General features: G+C 64.7%; 21 protein-coding genes. 10 read left to right on the top strand and 11 right to left on the bottom strand.

Annotated elements, in window-relative coordinates; translation table 11 throughout:
* Positions 1–26: 26 nt before the first annotated feature.
* From U742_RS0101730 to traI, 5 genes are read right to left on the bottom strand one after another with little or no spacing between them, the layout of a single operon-like run.
* A complete protein-coding gene (locus tag U742_RS0101730; RefSeq protein ID WP_029349441.1) occupies positions 27–2,483 on the bottom strand; it encodes a conjugal transfer protein TrbE in 2,457 nt (818 codons plus the stop codon).
* Between the two features lie 9 nt (positions 2,484–2,492).
* A complete protein-coding gene (locus U742_RS0101725; RefSeq protein ID WP_029349440.1) occupies positions 2,493–2,792 on the bottom strand; it encodes a conjugal transfer protein TrbD in 300 nt (99 codons plus the stop codon).
* On the bottom strand, positions 2,785–3,156 hold the full coding sequence (locus U742_RS0101720) for a TrbC/VirB2 family protein (RefSeq protein WP_029349437.1): 372 nt from the start codon (positions 3,154–3,156) through the stop codon (positions 2,785–2,787). The genes U742_RS0101725 and U742_RS0101720 overlap by 8 nt, the downstream gene beginning before the upstream one ends.
* Positions 3,146–4,114 carry a P-type conjugative transfer ATPase TrbB gene (trbB, locus tag U742_RS0101715; protein ID WP_029349434.1) on the bottom strand — a complete coding sequence of 323 codons (969 nt, stop codon included), beginning with the start codon at positions 4,112–4,114 and terminating at the stop codon, positions 3,146–3,148. The genes U742_RS0101720 and trbB overlap by 11 nt, the downstream gene beginning before the upstream one ends.
* A 15-nt stretch (positions 4,115–4,129) precedes the next feature.
* On the bottom strand, positions 4,130–4,753 hold the full coding sequence (traI, locus tag U742_RS0101710) for an acyl-homoserine-lactone synthase (protein ID WP_029349433.1): 624 nt from the start codon (positions 4,751–4,753) through the stop codon (positions 4,130–4,132).
* 384 nt (positions 4,754–5,137) lie between these two features.
* On the opposite strand from traI, the gene repA reads away from it, so the two are divergent.
* From repA to U742_RS0101690, 4 genes are all read left to right on the top strand, one after another.
* The gene (gene repA / locus U742_RS0101705; RefSeq protein WP_029349430.1) at positions 5,138–6,355 is read left to right on the top strand and encodes a plasmid partitioning protein RepA; all 1,218 of its coding nucleotides are present in this window, start codon (positions 5,138–5,140) and stop codon (positions 6,353–6,355) included.
* Positions 6,355–7,383, top strand: coding sequence for a plasmid partitioning protein RepB (repB, locus tag U742_RS0101700; protein WP_029349429.1), 1,029 nt, complete (start codon positions 6,355–6,357; stop codon positions 7,381–7,383). Before repA ends, repB begins: the two co-directional genes overlap by 1 nt.
* Before the next feature lie 275 nt (positions 7,384–7,658).
* Complete coding sequence (gene repC, locus U742_RS0101695; protein ID WP_029349425.1) at positions 7,659–9,008, top strand: plasmid replication protein RepC; 1,350 nt, start codon at positions 7,659–7,661, stop codon at positions 9,006–9,008.
* 60 nt (positions 9,009–9,068) lie between these two features.
* Complete coding sequence (locus U742_RS0101690) at positions 9,069–9,686, top strand: hypothetical protein (RefSeq protein ID WP_156034102.1); 618 nt, start codon at positions 9,069–9,071, stop codon at positions 9,684–9,686.
* 15 nt (positions 9,687–9,701) lie between these two features.
* On the opposite strand, the gene U742_RS0101685 is transcribed toward U742_RS0101690, so the two are convergent.
* Complete coding sequence (locus tag U742_RS0101685; RefSeq protein WP_051660775.1) at positions 9,702–10,784, bottom strand: site-specific integrase; 1,083 nt, start codon at positions 10,782–10,784, stop codon at positions 9,702–9,704.
* Positions 10,785–10,861: 77 nt separating this feature from the next.
* Here U742_RS0101685 and U742_RS22355 point away from each other — a divergent pair, with 77 nt between their 5' ends.
* Positions 10,862–11,413 (top strand): hypothetical protein, encoded by a 552-nt coding sequence (locus tag U742_RS22355; RefSeq protein WP_051660774.1) that lies wholly within the window; start codon positions 10,862–10,864, stop codon positions 11,411–11,413.
* A gap of 41 nt (positions 11,414–11,454) precedes the next feature.
* On the opposite strand, the gene U742_RS0101675 is transcribed toward U742_RS22355, so the two are convergent.
* Together U742_RS0101675 and U742_RS0101670 are read right to left on the bottom strand one after the other, a co-directional pair.
* Positions 11,455–11,862: a type II toxin-antitoxin system VapC family toxin gene (locus U742_RS0101675; RefSeq protein ID WP_029349418.1), complete on the bottom strand. Its 408-nt coding sequence runs from the start codon at positions 11,860–11,862 to the stop codon at positions 11,455–11,457.
* Positions 11,862–12,116, bottom strand: a complete 255-nt coding sequence (locus U742_RS0101670) for a type II toxin-antitoxin system Phd/YefM family antitoxin (protein ID WP_029349417.1) — start codon at positions 12,114–12,116, stop codon at positions 11,862–11,864. The genes U742_RS0101675 and U742_RS0101670 overlap by 1 nt, the downstream gene beginning before the upstream one ends.
* A gap of 233 nt (positions 12,117–12,349) precedes the next feature.
* Here U742_RS0101670 and U742_RS0101665 point away from each other — a divergent pair, with 233 nt between their 5' ends.
* The 5 genes from U742_RS0101665 to U742_RS0101645 all read left to right on the top strand — a co-directional run bounded on the left by U742_RS0101665 (position 12,350) and on the right by U742_RS0101645 (position 15,258).
* Entirely contained in the window at positions 12,350–13,303 is a 954-nt protein-coding gene (locus U742_RS0101665) for a DUF1403 family protein (protein ID WP_029349416.1), read from the top strand.
* A gap of 1 nt (position 13,304) precedes the next feature.
* Positions 13,305–14,000 carry an SMC-Scp complex subunit ScpB gene (locus U742_RS0101660; RefSeq protein WP_029349415.1) on the top strand — a complete coding sequence of 232 codons (696 nt, stop codon included), beginning with the start codon at positions 13,305–13,307 and terminating at the stop codon, positions 13,998–14,000.
* Between the two features lie 84 nt (positions 14,001–14,084).
* Positions 14,085–14,651, top strand: a complete 567-nt coding sequence (locus U742_RS0101655; protein ID WP_029349413.1) for a hypothetical protein — start codon at positions 14,085–14,087, stop codon at positions 14,649–14,651.
* Positions 14,648–14,890, top strand: a complete 243-nt coding sequence (locus U742_RS0101650; RefSeq protein WP_029349411.1) for a hypothetical protein — start codon at positions 14,648–14,650, stop codon at positions 14,888–14,890. The genes U742_RS0101655 and U742_RS0101650 overlap by 4 nt, the downstream gene beginning before the upstream one ends.
* A 170-nt stretch (positions 14,891–15,060) precedes the next feature.
* Entirely contained in the window at positions 15,061–15,258 is a 198-nt protein-coding gene (locus tag U742_RS0101645; RefSeq protein ID WP_029349410.1) for a hypothetical protein, read from the top strand.
* A 14-nt stretch (positions 15,259–15,272) separates the two neighbouring features.
* On the opposite strand, the gene U742_RS0101640 is transcribed toward U742_RS0101645, so the two are convergent.
* The 3 genes from U742_RS0101640 to U742_RS0101630 form a co-directional block, all read right to left on the bottom strand.
* Positions 15,273–15,755, bottom strand: coding sequence for a hypothetical protein (locus U742_RS0101640; protein ID WP_051660773.1), 483 nt, complete (start codon positions 15,753–15,755; stop codon positions 15,273–15,275).
* Between the two features lie 113 nt (positions 15,756–15,868).
* A complete protein-coding gene (locus U742_RS0101635; RefSeq protein ID WP_081852768.1) occupies positions 15,869–18,445 on the bottom strand; it encodes a S8 family peptidase in 2,577 nt (858 codons plus the stop codon).
* The coding region (locus tag U742_RS0101630; protein WP_038360296.1) for an AAA family ATPase at positions 18,423–19,010 on the bottom strand (588 nt) is incomplete at its 5' end. The genes U742_RS0101635 and U742_RS0101630, both read right to left, overlap by 23 nt.

Raw genomic sequence — 19,010 nt, 5'->3', positions numbered from 1 at the left:
CGATGAACGCCGCGCCGGCGGCGAGCCTAACGGTTGAGAAGGAGTGCTTCGGCATTGCCAATTCCTCTCTGTTGGAGCCAGCGTTCCGGCCAGCGGTCGCCATGTTCGGACTTCAGCGCGGCAATCTGTTTGAGGTCTTCCTTGCCGGAGGCGCCGGCGAAGGAGAGCGCGACCGGACCGAGCGCCATGTCGAACAGGCGCCGGCCTTCGGGCGAAGCGACGTAATATTCCCGTTTCGGGAGCGCGGTCGCGACGATCTCGATCTGGCGCTCGTTGAAGCCGATGCGCTCGTAGAATTCGCGTGTACCCGGCTCGCGCGCCGCGCCGTTCGGCAGGCATATCTTGGTCGGGCAGGATTCCTTCAGCACGTCGATGATACCGGAGCGCTCGGCATCCGAGATCGACTGCGTCGCCAGGATGACCGCACAGTTGGCCTTGCGCAGCACTTTCAGCCATTCGCGGATTTTATCTCTGAAGGTCTGGTGACCGAGCATCAGCCACGCCTCGTCGAGCACGATGAGGCTCGGCGCGCCAGTCAGCCGCTTCTCGATCCGGCGGAACAGATAGAGCAGGACGGGCACGAGGCTGCGCTCGCCCATGTTCATCAGCTGCTCGATCTCGAAGGTCTGGAAGGAGCGTAGTGACAGCCCGTCGCTTTCCGCATCGAGCAGCTGACCCATCGGCCCGTCGACGGTGTAGTGGTGCAACGCTTCCTTGATCTCCCTCATCTGCACGCCCGACACGAAATCGGAGAGCGAGCGTCCGTTCGCCGACGCCATCAGGCCGACCTGGCGCGAAATGGCATTGCGATGGTCGGGCGTGATCGTCACGCCCTGCAGCGCCACCAGCGTTTCGATCCATTCCGACGCCCAGGCGCGGTCGCCGTCCGTGGCGAGCTCGGAAAGCGGGCAGAAGGCGAGCGTCGGAGCGCCATCGCCATCGTTCTCGCCGATCTCGTAGTGGTCGCCACCGGCGGCCAAGGTGAGCGGCAACATCGAGCGGCCCTTGTCGAACGCGAAGATCTGCGCCTGTGCGTAGCGCCGGAATTGCGCGGCGATCAGAGCCAGCAGCGTCGACTTGCCGGAGCCGGTTGGTCCGAAGATCAGCGTATGGCCGACGTCGTCGACGTGGAGATTCAGGCGAAACGGCGTCGAGCCGCTCGCCACCAGCATGAGCGGCGGCGAGCCAGGCGAATAGTAGGGGCAAGGCGCCGTCGGCGCGCCCGACCACACGGAATTCAGCGGGACCAGGTCGGCGAGGTTGCGGGTGTTGATCAGCGGCTCGCGGATGTTCGCGTACCAGTTGCCGGGCAGGCTGCCGAGGAAGGCTTCCGTCGCGTTGATGGTCTCGATCCGCGCGCCGAAGCCCTCGGCCTGGACGAGCCGGCGGACGGCTTCCGCCTTCTCGCGTAGCCGGGTTTCGTTGTCGTCGAACAGCACGATCACCGGCGTGTAGTAGCCATAGGCGACCAGCTGCGACGAAGCTTGGGCGATGGCGTCCTCGGTCTCCGCCACCATCGCCATGGCGTCCTGGTCGACGGAGCGCGACTGCGTCTGGAAGAGCTGGTCGAAGAACGGCCTGACCTTCTGTTGCCACTTCTTGCGCGTGCGCTCGAGCCGCGCGCGGGCCTCCTGGTCATCGAGGAAGATGAAGCGCGACGACCAGCGATAGGTGAGCGGCATCAGGTCGAGCGAATTGAGAATGCCGGGCCAGCTCTCCGCCGGCAGTCCGTCAATGCCGACAATCGCGAGGTAATGACTGTCGACCATCGGCGTGAGGCCGTGGCTGAACTCGGCCGTCGCGAGCCAGTCCAGGTACATCGGGATCTCGGGAAGGCGGACGGGGTGGTTCTCGCCGGTGATGCAGAAGCGAATGAACTGGAACAGCTCGTCATAGCGCGCGGTCTGGAAGCCGCCTCGCTCCTCGACCGTGCGCGTCACCATGCGACGGATCGACAGGACATTGCCGAGATATTGCTCGACCTCGCGGATCGAGGTCAGGAAGCTGTCGAGGACGGTGTCCGCATAACGCGCGGCGCGGCTCTCGCTGTCGGAATAAACGTACCGGGCAAGTCCGGACCGCCGCCGCTCCGGCGGCCGCCAGGTGAGGATCAGCGCATGGCGGCTCTCGAAATGTCCCCCGCCCTCCTGAAAATGCGCGCGCCGCTCGTCGTCGATCGCGCGCGTGACCGCATCGGGAAAGTGGCACTCCTCGCGGGCGGGATAGTCGGATGTGGCAACCCTCACCGCCTCGACCTGGATCATCCAGCCGGTGCCGAGCCGGGACAGGATCGCGTTGATCTGCCGGGACACCTCGTTGCGCTCCGCATCCGTGGAGCTCTCAGAGTCAGGCCCAGCAAAGTACCAGCCCGCCATGAGCGAACCGTCCTTGAGAAGGATGACGCCGTTCGCCACGATCGCGGCGTAGGGCACAAGATCCGAGAAGGACGGGCCGGAATGGCGGAAGGAGCGTATTGCCACCATGGCCGGTCCTCAGAAACGCCGCCACGGCGTCGACGTCGGGCGATAGTACGGTCGGTAGCCGACATGGCGGGCATAGACGCGCCGCATCATCGGGTCCGCTTTCGCCATCATCCGCAGCGCCGCCACCACCACGATCCAGACCGCGATGCCGAACAGCGCTGAATAGGGCGTCAGCACGACGAAGATCAGGATCGCCGCGGCGAGGCCCGTCAGCAGCACGAGCTCGCGGTCGGCGCCGAGGAGAAGGTTCGGGCGCGACAGCGCCCGATGGATGCGCGAACGGTCGAGGGTCGATCCCGGTTCAGCCACGACCGCCCTCCCCTGCCCGCTCGATCAAGCGCGAGGACGCGACGTCGCCGATCGAGGCGCCGCTCGCGCCGAACAGCGCAACGATCTGGGTGGCTCCGAGAAGGATGCCTGCGACCAGCACGACATACATGAGGCGCCGCGCGAAATCGTTGAGCTCGCCGCCGAAGATGAGCATGCCACCGGCTACGGCGACCGCGGCCAAGGCGATGAAGCCGGCGACCGGCCCGGTGATCGACTGCTGGATCTGCTGCAGCGGGCCTTCCCATGGCAGGCTGCCGCCGCCCGAGGCGAAGGCAGGCTCGGAAAGCACCAGCGCGAGCGCCAGTGCCGCGAGCGCAAGCTTGCACAGACGTTCACGCGACATGGCGTTCCTCCTTGGGCGAATAGGATTCGGTGCGGTAGTGGCCATTGACGAAGCTCTCGACGTGCAGGACATCGCGGACGACGCGGCCCTTCGGCGTGCGTTCGATCGAGACGATGAGGTCGACGGCCTCGCCGATGACTTCGTGCATCGGCTGCTGGCTCGCCTCGGCTGTGAGCTGCTCGAGGCGCCGCAGCGCGGATTCCGCGGTGTTGGAATGGATCGTCGTCACGCCGCCCGGATGGCCCGTGTTCCAGGCCTTCAGCAATGTGAGCGCGGCGCCGTCGCGGACCTCCCCCACGACGATTCGATCGGGACGCAAGCGCATGGTGCTTTTCAGCAGCCGGCCCATGTCGATCGCGTCGCTTGTGTGCAGGGCGACCACATTCTCCGCCGCGCACTGGATCTCCGCCGTGTCCTCCAGGATCAGGATGCGATCGTCCGGCGCCGATTCGACGACCTCGGCAATGACCGCATTGGCGAGCGTTGTCTTGCCCGAGCCGGTGCCGCCGGAGATGACGATGTTCATTCGCGAGGTGATCGCATTGCGGATCACGCAGGCCTGATGCTCCGTCATGATCTTCGCCGCGACATAGTCGTCGAGCGGAATGAGCCGCGAGGCGCGACGCCGAATGGTGAAGGCCGGCGCCGCGACCACCGGCGGCAGGAGACCCTCGAAGCGGTGGCCGCCGATCGGCAGCTCGCCCGATACGATCGGGCGATCCTCGTCGGCCTCGGAATGCAGCGCATGGGCGACGCTGCCGATGACGATCTCGGCGGTGGCGGCGTTCATCTGCCCGGCAGGCGCGACGCCATGGCCGAGGCGCTCGATGAAGAGGCGCCCGTCGGGGTTGAGCATGATCTCGACGACGGTGGCGTCATCGAGGGCGATGCAGAGCTGATCGCCGAGCGCCTCCTGCAGTTTGCGGACCAGGCGCGGATGGGAACGAAGCTGGGCCATGGCCGTCCTCCTCGCTCAGGCCGCGCGCAGCTGCGGGCAGAAGGTCGAGAAATACGAGGCGGGTCGGACGCGTTCGAAGCTGCGTCGGTCGGCAGGCAGGATGCCGGCGACGGCGGTCGTCTCCCCGATCCTTCGCGGCTCCCCTAGCCGCTTCATTGGCCAACCGGCGCGGTTGAGGATGCGTTCGACGCGAAGGTCGGTACCGGTGACGATTTCGCGATAACCGCTCACCATCGCCCATTCGATGATCGCGGCGAACATGGTCAGCGTGGCGTCGTGGAGCGATCCCCCTGCCCTTCCCTCGTCGAGCGCCGTGTCGACGCAAAAGCGCGAGCTCTCGATCATGAAGGCGTTTGGCTTGTAGAGGCCGGAGGCCGCCAGGTCCGGGAAGAGCACGTCCATCATGGTCGGCCCGGTCGCCGGGAGCAGCCTGGCGCAGCCGACGACCTGCGAACTGGAGGATAGCGCGACGATGTAGGTCGGCGAGAAGCCGTCGAACTGGTCGCTCTCGCGACCGTCCCGCACGTCGACCGCCCAACCCAATCGCTCCTTGAAGACGCGGGCGCGAAGTCGATGCATGGAATCGACAAGATCAACAAAGTCATCATGCGTATCGGCAGGAATAGCCAGTGCCCGCATCAGTATTGCTCCGATTCGAGTGTGTTCGGAGACAGGAGGCACGTTTGCGCAGATGGCCGCGACTAGCGAAATTATGAGTGCGACTCGACGGAAGCTGCGCTGAGTCGCCCTGAGAACGCGGAAATCGAGGGCGAGAAACGTCCGAAATCGGACTTCCAACACTAATAGATTTACTAGTCGCTACACTTGATGCCGGAGCTGCGCGGCCGGCTAAATAACTGATTCAACGCGATAAAGTGGCGGGAAAGGAGGGCCGGTGAGGTCTCGCGTTAACGAGCCGTTAACCTTAAAGCGCTGGACGCATCCGCAGAATCGTGGCCTATCTGTTGTCGGGCAAAGGCCGATAAGTCGCACTTAGGCCGACAATTAGGACTGGAATCGACAATGGCTGTGCAAGCCGCAATCAGCATGCAGAGCGAAGACCCAGCCGACAAGATCGTTCGGCACGCTGGCCTGCTTTCGGAACACCTGCAGGCGCGACGCCAGCAGATGTACCCGCCGGACGCACAGAAGAGCCTCAGAACCTTCATGATCCATGAGGTGTCTCGGCTGACGTCCATTCCCGAGTCGACCTTGAAGCTGATGTCGAACGAGGGGAAAGGCCCCGTCCCTGCCCGGCTCGACAACAACCATCGTGTCTACACGTTGGCGCAGATCAACGAACTTCGCGAGCTGTTCGCTGCTCAACGAGCGGCCGAGGCGTTGAGATTTCTGCCGCATCGCCGCGAGGGGGAGCATCTGCAAATTTTGGCTGTCGCCAATTTCAAAGGCGGGAGCGCAAAAACGACGACGAGTGCGCATCTCGCGCACTACCTCGCGCTCTACGGCTATCGCGTCCTGGCCATTGATCTCGACCCCCAAGCATCGCTGTCCGCAATGTTCGGCGCGCAGCCGGAAATGGACGTTCGGCAAAATGAGACGATCTATGCGGCTCTGAGATACGACGAGGAGCGTCGTCCAATCTCTGAGATAATCAGGCAGACGTACTTCACCGGTATCGATCTGATCCCGGGGAATATCGAGGTCATGGAGTATGAGCATGAGACGCCCCGGTTCCTGTCGCAGCAGCGGCGGGCCGGCGATGACAGCATCTTTTTCGAGCGGTTGCGTCTCGCCTTGGCGGACGTTGAGGATCGGTACGACGTCGTCATTCTGGACACCCCCCCTTCCCTTGGCTTTCTGACGCTAGGCGCGATTTACGCCGCGACGGGCCTTCTCGTCACGGTTCATCCTGCGATGCTCGACGTCATGTCGATGAGCCAATTCCTTCTAATGATGGGCGATCTGATTTCGGTTATTCGGGATGCCGGCGCGACCATGAAGCAGGATTTCCTGCGCTATGTCGTCACGAGACATGATCCCATGGATCATTCTCAGGTCCATGTCGTCTCGATGCTGCGCCATCTCTTCAACGAGGATGTGTTGACGTCGACGGCGATTGAAAGCGCTGCGATCGAAACGGCCGGCTTGGCAAAGCGCACGCTCTATGAGCTTGAATCCGGGAATATCTCGGCAACGACTGCGAAGCGTGCTCGAGAGTCGATCGACGCCGTCAATGACCAAATCCTCGGTCTGATCAAGCAGAGCTGGGGGCGGAGTTGATGGCGAAGCGTTCGGCAGGCAAGTCGATTCTCGCAAGCTTCGGAGCCTTCTCCCAGCCGGAGGCGGAAGCTCCAAATCCGTCTGGACAGAAGGACGCATCGGCGCCGCCGGTGCAACCGGTCGCGCGTGTAGGCGCGGGGGTAATTGGCGCAACACAGCGATCGCTCACGGAGCTGCGAGAGGAGCGCGACAATCTGCGCGCACTTGTCGAGGCGGGTGGTGGATCGGAACTCGATCCAAATTTGATCGATCCATCGCCGTTTCCGGACAGGCTACCCGACGACAACGAGACCCCGTTCGAGGCGTTGAAGAAGCTGATCCAGGACGAGGGTCAGAAGGTCCCGATTCAGGTTCGACGGCATCCTGCCTCGGAAGGCCGCTACCAGGTTGTCTATGGGCACCGTCGCTGGCGCGCGGCATCGGAGCTTGGCATCAGAGTCAAAGCGACGATTCTGTCGTTGTCCGACAGCGAGCTTGTCGTGGCGCAAGGCATCGAGAATGCTGCGCGGCAGGACCTCAGCTGGATCGAGCGCGCGTTGTTCGCGTGGCGAATGGATGCGGCCGGCATAAAGGCGCGGGATATTCGGGCGGCGTTGTCGATCGATGATCCTGAATTGGCGCGCATGAGATCAGTTTGCCGCGCTATTCCGGTGGACGTGATTGAGGCGATTGGCCGCGCGCCAAAAGTGGGCCGGCCACGGTGGATCTCGTTGGCGTCGGCCCTTGGTGAAGACCCATCGGCACTGGCTCGGGTTCGCGAAACCTTGTCAGCTGACAAGGTTTCGGGGCAGCCGTCGGATGAGAGGTTCAAACGCGCCCTCGCTGCGCTGAAAAAGCCTGCGAGCCGAACGCGGACGCAGGTCGAGATGAAGGCCCCGTCGGGACAGATCGTCGGAAGGGCGACCTTCTCCGTGGGCGATATCAAGCTTGCAGTCGCGACGGAGTATGCGCCGGCATTCAGCGATTTCGTCGAGGAGGAGCTGCCGGCTCTCTTGGAACGCTTTTTCGCCCGCGAGGGTGAAGGATGATTTCAGCGCGGTGTGAAAACCTTGTCAGCTGACAAGGTTTGGGCGACGCGCTGGGAGGGTGACGGCCTCGGCCGCATCGGACAGGTGCAACAAACGAAGAGGTAGCATGCGGTAAAAAGAAAGGCCCCCGAAACAGCGTCCCGGAAGCCTCTCTCGTTCGTTTGGCGACAACGAGAATCTCACTTCCGCGAATCACAGTCAAGAGTCTCCGAGAGGAGATTGGGCGCCGTTTTGGTGAGCGCTTTCGCTTTGCCTAAAAGCTGAAGGGCAAAACCATGACGGAATACATTGCGACGACGCCCTTCGGGCGGCGAACGATGACACTTGGCCAAATTGCTAGCCAGGTGAAGGCACGCACGGCGCCGAAGGACGCCGTCGTCCATAAGTGGCAGACCTTCCAACACATCCGGGAGGCGCGTGATCTCGTCGGAGCAACAGATCGCGCGCTTGCGATCCTGAATGCCCTGTTGTCGTTCCATCAGGAGACGGCACTCACCGGCGATAGCGATATCGTCGTATGGCCGTCGAACGAGCAACTGATGGCGCGCGCCAACGGCATGCCACCGACGACCCTTCGCCGGCATCTCGGCGTTCTCGTCGAGTGTGGGCTGATCATTCGAAGGGATAGCCCGAACGGGAAGCGCTACGCCCGGAAGGGGCGGGGAGGTCAGATCGAGCAGGCGTTCGGCTTCGATCTCTCGCCGATCGTCGCGCGCGCAGCCGAGTTCAAGGACCTGGCGGAAGCCGTGCAGGCCGAGAAGCGGGCCTTCCGTGTGGCCAAGGAGCGGCTGACGCTCCTGCGCCGGGATATCGTCAAGATGATCGACACCGGCATCGAGGAAAGCGTGCCGGGCAATTGGGGCAGGGTGCAGCAGAGCTTTCAGGCGGTAATGAACCGTTTACCACGTTCGGCCCCACGGCAGATCGTGGAGAGCATCTGCGAGGAGCTCGAGGCGCTCTGGCGGGATATCCGTGACGTACTGGAATCATTCGCAGATTCCCAGAATATGGACGCCAATGAGTCCCATTCTGGTCGCCACATACAGAATTCAAATCCAGACTCCCTTTCTGAATCTGAAGATGGCTATCGAGATAAGAAAGAAGCAGGCGGCAACGCTGAGGAAAACGACAAGCTCCGGAGCCTGCCGAAGCGTGACCTGCCATTGGGGATCGTGCTGGACGCCTGCTCGAACCTGCGTGAGCTGGCCCAGGGCGGTCAAATCCGCCACTGGCGCGATTTTCTAGCCGCCGCGGAGCTTGCCCGGCCGATGCTGGGGATCAGTCCGAGCGCCTGGAGGGAGGCCCGCGAGGTCCTCGGCGAGCAACAGGCCGGGATCACGCTGGCGGCGATGTATCAGCGCGCCGACCAAATCAACAGCGCCGGCGGCTACCTGCGCAGCCTGACGGAGCGGGCCCGAGCCGGCAAATTCTCGACCTGGCCGATGGTGATGGCTTTGCTGCGCGCCAAGCTCGATGCCTCGAAACCGCCTGCGGCACGCCCGGAAGCCGCCGACGGGCCCAGCGGGCCGCGGCAACAGGGTGGATCTGGCGGCGTCCTGGCGAGCTCCGAGCTCCGGAAGCTTCTGGAAAAGCGGCCGAAAGATCCAGGCCGTGGGTGGGAATGACTCTGTCAGCGGATACGACTCAGCTAGGCTTTTCCGGGGAATGCGAAAGGAGAGGGCGATTTGACCGGAAGTTCAACATCGGTTGGCGCCGCGATCGCCGCAGCCCTTGATCGCGCCGAGCAATTGCGCAGCCTCGGCAATCGCCCGGCTCGTGTTCGGATCATGACGATCTTTGGGGATGATCGCTCGGGTTTGACCATTCACGCCAGCATACGGTCCAACAGCCCTGCGGAGCTCCGTGCGCAGCACGGCCTCGGAACGAGGTGCATTCCATGGGACGAGCTGGATGCCCGCGCAGGCGAGCTCGTCGGCTTGGTCGACGCCGCAGTCGGAGAGGTGACGCTCGCGGTGAAGAACGCCCCTCAGGCCGACCGCCCAAGCCGGTCACAAAGTGATGTCGAGATCGATAAATTCGGCAGCCTGATCGATCAACTCGGCCGTACCCTCACGCACTCGGCGATGGCCGTTCTGAAGGACAATCGGAACCCGACAATGCCACGGGATCTGGGAAGCGAAGCCACCATGGTTGCCGCGCTCAAGCTCGCAGCGTTGGCGGCCTTCACCGCGAACGTCAGCGCGAGCGACGCCCAGGATGAGCTGCGCCTGGCGATCGGTGACGTGATGAGCAAGGCGAGTGCTTCGCCGGAGCTCTCCGGACGGCCGCCGCTGAATTCCTGAGCGGGAAGGGCGGGATCAGAGGCCGGCGGCCTTGGTGAGGTTCACCCGGAAGCGGTCACGCCGGCGTTGGTAGCGGCGGGTCATTTCCGCACTCGCGTGACCGAGCTGCTTCTGGACGTAGCGCTCGTCAACTTCGGCCGAGGAGGCGAGACCAGCGCGTAACGAATGGCCGGCGAATTTCTGCTTGCGCTCGCCCTCCGTGAGGTCGCCTCTCACCCCGGCGGCCAGCGCCGTCCGCTTGACCAGGCGAGCCACCTGCTTGTCGGTCAGCCTGTCCGGGCCGACGTTCTTGCCTTGCCCGGTGACGCGCCGAAAGAGGGGGCCGTGGCCGATCTTCGCCAGCTTCAGCCAGGTTTCGAGGGCCACGACCGGGCAGGTCGCGTCCGACGAGCCGCGACCGATCTCGACCTCGCGCCAGCCGTTCTTGCCGCGCAGCGTGACGATCATGCCCTTCTTGAGGATCTCGATCCATCCGCCACCATCCTCGGTGTCGTCACGGTGCAGGTCGAGACCGACGACCTCGGATCGGCGCAGGCCGCCGGCAAAGCCCAGCAGCAGCATGGCGCGGTCGCGTAACCCCCGTAGCGATGCGCGATCGAGCGTCTCCAGCATGGCGATGACGTTCTCAGGCAGGACCGCCTCCTTCTGGCGGGGCGGGGCGGCATGGGTGTTGCGGATGCCCGCAAGCACGGTCGCGATGTGCCGATCGGTCCGGTCGAGCGGCGTGCCGCACTGCGTATAGTTCCAGGTCAGGGCCGACAAGCGTCGCTCGATCGTCGAGACGGCATTCGGCTTGCGGTCGGCCGTCGCGGCGCCGGAGGCGCAGGCGGTGATGTAGAGGCCGACGACCTGAGGCGAGGGCGGGAAGACCTCGAGCCCTTGGCGCCGGCACCACCCCGAGAAATGCCGCCAATCGGAGCCATAGGCCTTGCGGGTGTTGGACGAGCTCGCCGCGTCGACATACTCGCGGGCGCGGTCAGCGAGCTTCCCGAGATGAGCCGGCAGCGAGGACGCCGGCGATTGGTCAGAAACAGCCGGGAGAGGGGAGGGGGCGTCCCCGGCAACCCGGCTGTCTTCGCCGCCTGGCTCTTCAGTCATCAATTTACCTCCGTGCCCTGCAACTGTTAGTGGTGGCTGTCCATGACGATGCCAGCCGATTGCGGGAGTGACGCAGCATGAATCCGCGCCGCTATGATCTTGAGCTCGACGCCGAGTTCGGTCTCATCTACCTGGTGGGGGAAGCCCCCGACACGGGCACGTCGCCGGCCGAGCTCACCCATGCCGAAAGCCTGCGCATGCTCGGTTCTCGCGACGGCGCCGTGACGATCTTCACGGCGCGGGAATGGGACGTCACCGTCGCCGTCGAGATCTCCGAGCGCGCGCCACAGGAGGATTTTGACAGGTGGGAGCACGTTGTCGAGGCTGCGATCCGCGTCGGCGCTGACGGCTTGCGTCTTGGAAGCGACGGGATCTCCGCGTTCAAGGAGGCGAAGCGCTTCGACCTCGAGCCCGGCACCTATCGGGTCCGCGTCTCCTACGGCGGCTTGAGGGAAATTGAGGAAGGGGAAAGCGAGCTGGACGATGACCACTATCGGATCCAGCTCTGGCCCGGCCGGCAAGGCGAACCCGTGGTCCTGAAACAGATGGACCCGGCGATCGCGGCATCGATGCCGTACCCGCAGATGTATGGGCACTTTATCGAAAGCGGCCTCATCCCGAGGGAGTAGCGTCGCTCGCGGGACGTGGCGATGCCCGGCTGCCTCCTGCATCAGCTCGCGGTCTCCCAGGGATTGACGACCGAAGCCCCGGTGTCCTCGAAATCCACTACATTGCGGGTGACGAGGATCAGGTCGTGGACGATCGCCGTGGCGGCGATCAGCCCGTCGATATCGCCGCGCGGCCGGATCGCGGCGATGCGGCCCCACTCGACCGAGATCGGATCGGTGACCGGCAGGATGCGCTCGGCGTGGTCGTGGCGGATCTTGCGCAGCCACTCGGCGAGATGCCCGGCGGCCCTCGGATCGGATTTCTGCTTCAGCGCAATGCCGCGCATGATCTCGCCGAGCGTCAGGGTGCTGAGATGCACGCTGCCGGGATCGACCGCGCGGAGCCAGGCGAGCGCCTGCGGCGCGCCGCGGCGGGCCTCGGAGATGATGTTGGTGTCGACGAGGTACATCAGAGCGCGACGTCGCGGCTCGGCGCCTTCGCCCGAGTGCTGACGGCCTCGGCGAGCTCGTCGTCCCAGGCCGGGCCGGCGAGCAGGTCATCGACGAGGCTCGGCCGGCCGGCGCGCAGCGCGTCGTAGTCGGCGGCCGAGAGCACGACGGCGGCGCGCTCGCCGCGCAGGGTGACGATCTGCGGGCCCTCGCTGCGCGCCTTCTGGACGACCCGGGAGAACTGGTTCTTGGCGTCCTGCAGCGGCCATTCCATGTTTGCGCGCTCCTGGCTAGACTGTCTAGCTATATAGGCGCGAATTCTGACGGGTCAACGACGCAAATTCCAGCGATCCAGGGGCGATTTTGCCCGGATTCGCCGGACTCTCTCTATAAAGGTGTAAGACGTCCGATAATGCAAGATTATCGGACCTTATTATTCGACGACAGGTTGTGCGGTTGATGCTCGATAACCTAGACGAAAGCGCACAACGCGGCTAGGCTTCCGTCATGGATCTTGCGCCGATTCCGCTCTCTCCGACGCCGCTCGCCGTGCCAACTGTCCCCGGCTGGGCGGTCCCGCGCGGCCCGGTGACCGACCCGGTCGAGGCGGCGTTTCTCGCCGGCGGAGCGTTGACGTCCCTCGATAATCTGGTGCGATCGAACCCGCCCTGGGCCGGCGCCTGGCGCGCGCGGCTGGCGCTGAGCTGCGCCGCCGCGGCGGTGCGCCAGTCGGGTCGTGCCGAGGACGAGGCGGCGCTGCGCGATGCCTGGATGCTGCGCCCCGCCGATGGCGATCCGGGTCCCGCCGGCCGGCTGCTGGCCGCCTGGCGGCGCCTCGCCGAGCGCTCCCCGGGCGTCGATGCAACAGTCCTTCAATCGACCGGTGCGCTGCTGGGCATCAGCCGGGGTGAAGGGTTGGCCTCTCTTCCGGAAGAGATCGACCGCCAGCTCAGCGGCGGTCGTCCCGCGCCGCTCGTCGCCGCGGCGATCCTCCGAGCCGTCGACACCACGGCGCCGAATGCCGGCCTGCTCGGCTGGTGGCTGGCCGACCAGGTGGTGGCGCTGCGGTTGCGCTGGCCGCTGCCGGTGCCGCTATTGATGGCCGAGGCGCACGGCGCCGCCTTCCGCGGTGCCGGCCGGGGAGGGCGCCTTCGTTCGAATGACGCCGGTTTCGACGCCGCCGTCTGCCTCGCCGTGGCGCAGGGCGCGGCGCGAGCCCTGCGTTGTGCCGCCGAGATCGTGCCGCGCGCCGGCCGACTGCAGGCGGTCGCCCCAAAACTGCGCGCCAAGGGGGCAGGGGAGGCGATCGCCCGGCTGCTCGACGACGATGCGGTGCCAGGCACGCTGGCGACGGCAAAGCTCTCGCGCTGGGGCGCGCGGCGGCTGTTCGAACGCCTCGAGGCGCTGGGCGCGGTGCGCGAGCTCACCGGCCGCTCCAGCTTCAAGCTCTACGGTCTTTGAGATGGCGCGGCGTGCGACAACCCCGGTGAGCTTCGACGCCGAGCTCAAGCAGCTGCCGCCGGAGCTGCGTTGGCGCGAATGGATGGGGCGAGTCGAGGCGGTGATCTTCGCCTCGCCCGAGCCAGTGACCCGCGAGGTGCTGGCAAAAGTGGTCGGCCGCGACTGCAGCCTCGATCATCTCATCGACGACATTCGCGCCGAGCTGCGCGGCCGGCCCTATGAACTGGTGGCCGTCGCCGGCGGCTGGCAGCACCGCACCCGCAAGAGCTTTGCTGAGGCGATCAAGGTGGCCACCGGCCTCGGCACCAGCGAGGCCAAGCCGCTGTCGCAGTCCGAGGCGCTGGTGCTGCTGTGCATCGGCTACTTCCAGCCGATCACCCGCGGCGAGCTGGGAAAATTCTTCGGCCGGGAGATCAGTCGCGACACCATCGGTCATCTGCGCCGGCTCGGCTTCATCGCCGCCGGTCCGCGCTCGCCGCATCCCGGCGCACCCTACACCTATGTGACGACCAGGGAATTCCTGTCGCATTTCGGCTTCGACACGTTGCGCGATCTTCCCGATATGGAAGCGCTCGAGGATGCCGGCCTGCTCAGCAAGGAGATGCTGCTGGCGGGGGATATCCCGCTCGGGCTAATGGCAGGTGAGCCGGACGACGAGGAGCTTGGGGAAGAAGTTGAGGCTGACGAGGAGAGCTGAGAACCGCCAATCCCGTTGACACCGGAACGCTGACCGTGATCCTCTGTCCTCTGTCCTAGGACAAGGGACGGGTGCCGACTGATGATGAAGAGCCAGGATGTGGTCGTCCTGCTCAAGCTGGCAAGCTTGGAGGACGACGGGCAATATAGCGATTCACAAGTTGCTCGCCATGGATCGACTCTGGGAGAGGATCCTTATTCCGTGCGCGCCATCGAGGCGGCGCTCGGGATCAGCAAGACCGAAGTCAGCGCCTCCATCAACCGCAGCATTGCATCCGGCATCGCGACCAAAGACCGAAAGACCGGCCGTCCAAAGCCAAACCGGCGCGGCCTGCGCGAGTTCATTGTTCATGGCTTGAAGTTCGTCTTTCCTGCGGTGCCCGGCGCCATGCAGCGTGGTTTGCCCACGGCATTCGCCGCACCGATCCTCAGGGAATCCCTGCATAGCGCCGGCACCCTCTTAAGCGTGTGGCCGTATGCCCACGGAAAGGAAATGGGCCAATCGATCGAGCCATTGTTTAAGAGCGTGCCGGAAGCAGCTGAGAAGGACGAACGTCTCTACGCCTATCTCGCGCTCATCGACGCCATCAGGTTGGGCAATCAGCGCGAAGCCAAGCTGGCCGCCGATCTGCTCGCACAGAGGCTGGGATGACGGTTCAAGGCCAACTCAAGGAGATGTTGAAAGCCGTGGCCGTCGCTCTCGGCGATGAGCTCCGTGCCCGGCTCGTCTTTGTGGGTGGGTGCACGACGGCGCTCTACATATTCCTGCAAGCGCCGGTGCGTTACATCCGCACGCATTGCCGGGGCAAGGCGCGCGAACGCCGTCAGGATGAATGGTCACAGCCATTCTGGAACGGGATCGAATCGCTGACCGGACAAGTGCGCAGCTAAAGCAGATACGGAGAGATATCAGGGCGATTCTCGACCCAGGCCAAGGCCTTATCGAGAGGTTCGCCCCATCCTTCCTGATCGGCCGCAGCACGGCCTTCACGTATGAGGATATCTACCGCGTCCTTCAGCGTACAAAATGAGCCTCGGGCTCAACGTTTGCGCAGTTTGCCATGTCCCGGCAAAGCCTGCTTCGTCTGGAGCCGTCCGTCGCCTCACCCGATGAGGGCGACGGCGATCTGGACGAAAGCTCCTGCTTTGGTGATGGGTTCCAGAGCTTCTTCTTCGCGCAAGGGATCGTCACCCGCATGGGCCGGAGATGGGACGGCTCCGCACAGCTGCGCCGCAGCATCGTAGAGCCCGGCCCGTAAGGGATGCGCCCTGGTTAGAAAACGCTGGCAGGCAGGGACGCTACATCGATGCCCGCCCCTTCAAGGCGCCGGCGCGCGGCCTCCACGACCGCAGTGTCGAACCGCTCTGCGTGCCGCAGCACGATGGCCTCTCCTGTGAGCTCCGGCATCTTGCGTTCCAGCAGCATGTCGAAGCCGTCCGTGCTCTTGGTGCTGGTCGCCCAGTCCGTCAGCGTCGCGATTTCGCCGACGCGCGCCACTTTCTGCCGCGTCCTCGCAAGCCGCGTGGTCTTGCCGCGTTCCTCGCTCAGGACATGCTCGAAGGCGTGGATGGTCCTCCAAAAATCGTGCTCTACCGTCCCGGGCTTTTCCTTCGGAAGGTTCGCCACCAGCCGGCGAAAGGCGGCGGCTTCGATATCGGCGCGCCGTTCCTTGCGCGCGTTTTCGATCCATACGCGCAGCTTTCGGGGGTCGTCGCAGACGGCAATCAATTCCAGCAGCTTGGTCTCGTCCGCCATGCGCCCACTCTCTCATCTGGGTTCCTCTGTGGAATATCGCGACGGTCGCGCCCCTGGGGACTGCGTTGTCGATACCCGCTCTTCGCCTCGGCTCCTGCTATCTCATAGCCCCGTCAGCTAGGGGCGCCCGCCCGTACGGGCACGGCCAGCCGGGCCCGCACTTGTTCGTAGACCTGGATTCCGGCCCCTACAGCAACTTCAAAGCTGACGGCCAAGGCATAGGGAACAGGGCCGGCGAGCACGCCCGCAGGAGCACGGCAAGAAACCCTCAGCAGCAGATGTCCGTCGTCAACGAACACGCGCGCGTCTTCCCCTGTCCGGCGTTCGTGACAGACCGTTCCCCGAACGATGGCCTTATCGGTCGGCTGTGCGGAATCGCGAGAATCGGCCATCCAATACCTGTCGTCCCCTGCGGCACTGATATCGAGCGCCGCCATGCGATAACCCTGGTGGCGCGGGTTCATCGGCGAAAACCAGGCCAGCGTTGTGGTGAGCGAGCGCAGGGCCCGGACGCCGTCGAGGCCGTCAGGCAGCGGTATCCGGTACAGCACGGCACTGTCGGCGCTAATTGATCCGGCGCCGAGCAGGGTTGCCCTGTTTTCCGTGCAGTCGATAACTCGCTGGATATCCGGGACGCCATAGCCGAGAATCCGCGCGATGTCGTCCCGGCGCGCCAGATGAGAACCCTGTCCCTGGGGACCGAAAAACCCGTCCAGCATGGCGCCTTTGTTGCTCCAGCGCGCGCCGTGGACCATCAATGCCTTCAGCAGCAGAGGGAGCTGATCAATGGTGGCGTCAGCATGCATCGAGCCGCCCGCGCGGTCCATCAGCGCATCGTGGATGCGATGTGCCGCACGGGTGGCAAGCGCCGTTGCCGCGCTCGTGCCCCAGGTGAAATCTTCGTAGTTGGTGGCTCCCGCAGGCGACGGCTTGGCCGCCTTCAATCCGAACTGCCGGGCGCCGGCGTTGACCGGCCTGACCTCTAGCTGTTCTCCGGAAGCGACCATCGTCACGGGCGCCCGGCCGCCGCTGAAAAGCAGCTCGGGTTTGACGACTTTCTTGAAGCCCAGCCCCATCGCGGAAATGATGTTGGCGACGTCGTCCGTCGTGAACGGATCGATGCGCCCTGCCGCAAGGGTGCCGTTGAACGCCGATCCCGCGTGCGCCGCCCCGATGGTCAGGGCGTTCATCGCCTCAGCCGGAGACAGCAAGGTGCGCTGGCTCTTTTGCGCGTTCAAGGACGCGAACACTGCCCTTTCACGATCCTCGGGCGTGGCGTCTTCGAAGTCTCCCCACGTGGCATATCCGTCGATCGGCAAACGGTCGGTGATATTCCCGGCGCTGACGAGAAACAGCACACCGTACCGCCAGCTCAGATAATCGAGCAGGCGGCCCAGGGGGCTCATGATGCGGGCGAAGGGGCGCTTTTCGTCCGCAAGCGAAAGGTTGATCAGGACGACCTGCGGCGCCGCTGCCGGCTCGTCTCCATCCCCCGCCTTGATGCGGCGCACGGCCTGATGAATGACATCGACGAGAAGCCGGTCGTAGGGCGTGCGTTCGCCATTGCCGGTAGGCTGGAACACGGGCCGGACATAAAGCGGCCGCGGCAGCGGCGCTTCCCCGTGATTGAGATCGCCGTGCAGGATGAGGGAGGCCATCTCGGTGCCGTGCTCGCGCTGCGCCACCGGATATATCGCGGCAAGCCCTTCCGGATCATCGACCCGCAGGCGTCCGGCAAGCCGCGCGTGGTTTTCGACGGGCAGGCCGTCAAGAAGCGCAGCGACGGGCTCGTTCGACACGAAGACGGGCGCGTCAATAGCGGCGGGCCCGTCTTCGCCATCATTCTCGCTCGCGGGCGCCCGCGCTACAGACTGCGGACGCAGGAACATCACCTCGTCGGCGCGGGCGAGGCCGACATCGGGATTGTCCAGAAGGTCTCTCACCGACGCCGCGGGGAGATCGACAAGCGCCGCGTCGTAATGAATCTCCGGCACCACGACGTGATCGATCAGCGACCCGCCGGCGCCGGCGAGCTCTGCCGTAAGCCGGTCAAGCGCCTGGGCCCGCCGGGCTTCATTGCTATGAAACCAGAGTTCCACTTCAAAGCGAACCGGCGCGCCCGGGTCGCGCTCCAGTTCCTCCTCAAACGCCCGCACCGTCTCCAGCGGAATCCGGTCTTGGGGTCCCCACGCGCGGACATCGATGAGCCGGGAGAACAGTTCGCGCCACGCGCCCCGTCCGTTCGGCATCCGCTGACCGGTCTTGAAGCGGTTCCACAGGCTCAGCAGCTCCCGGAGCGCCTGAACGTCCGGCATAGCCAGATAGACGCGCCCGCCGAGAATCTTATCCGGATGATCTTCGTCAAAGAAATCGTCGCTGGGATCGAAATCGTCCTCGTAATCTCCCAGATACTCGAAGCCGAGAGCGCGCGCCTGCGCGTAAAAGTCCTCAAGGGCTCCTTCGACTTCGAAAACGATCGCCCGCTCCGGCGCGATGGAAGCGGGATCGCCGGTTAGCTCCAGGATGCGCTGCGGATCATCGATCAGGCGGCTGAGACGTTCAAAGCGCGGATCAATGCGCTCCCGCTGCCGGTCCCGCGAGGGGCGACTGATGCTCGCCCCGCCGCCGCCGCGTCCGCGCATCGTAAAAGGTTCAGGCGCCGGAAGATTAAGAAGAGGACGATCCGGCATCGCTCTCAACCTTGCTTCGGTGTGTGCCCCTGCCGGCGCGCTCGATCCAGATTTTCATCTGTTCACGCACTGTTTCCACCACGCTCTGCCCGTCCCCTGACAGGACCCGGCGACGGAGCACGTCCGCGAAGAATTCTTCGGCCTCGCTATAGCTGACGCGCCCCAACGTCTTGGCGATCTGCTCGGTGCTGACGCCGAGCTTTAGCTCAAGGCGCTGCGCCTTCGCAGACAGGAAGGATGCGAGCTGCTTTTGCGTCGGCGCGGGCAGCGTCAAGCGCAGCTGGAACCGCCGCCAGACCGCGCGGTCCAGAAGCTCCGCGTGGTTGGTCGCAGCCAGGACCACGACATAGCTGGGAAGATCGTCGATTTGCATCAAGAGCGAAGTCACAACCCGCTTGATTTCGCCGGTTTCATGCGTGTCGCCCCTCTCCTTGCCGACGGCGTCGAACTCGTCGAAAAACAGCACGCAGGGCGTCGTCCGTGCATAGTCAAAAACCCGCCGAAGCCGCGCGGCGGTCTCCCCGAGAAAGCTGCCGATCATCGCCTCATAGCGCACCACGAAAAA

The organism is Allobosea sp. 117 (assembly GCF_000702305.1).
Lineage (GTDB): Bacteria > Pseudomonadota > Alphaproteobacteria > Rhizobiales > Xanthobacteraceae > Ancylobacter.
This window is presented reverse-complemented; position numbering and strand designations above follow the sequence as displayed.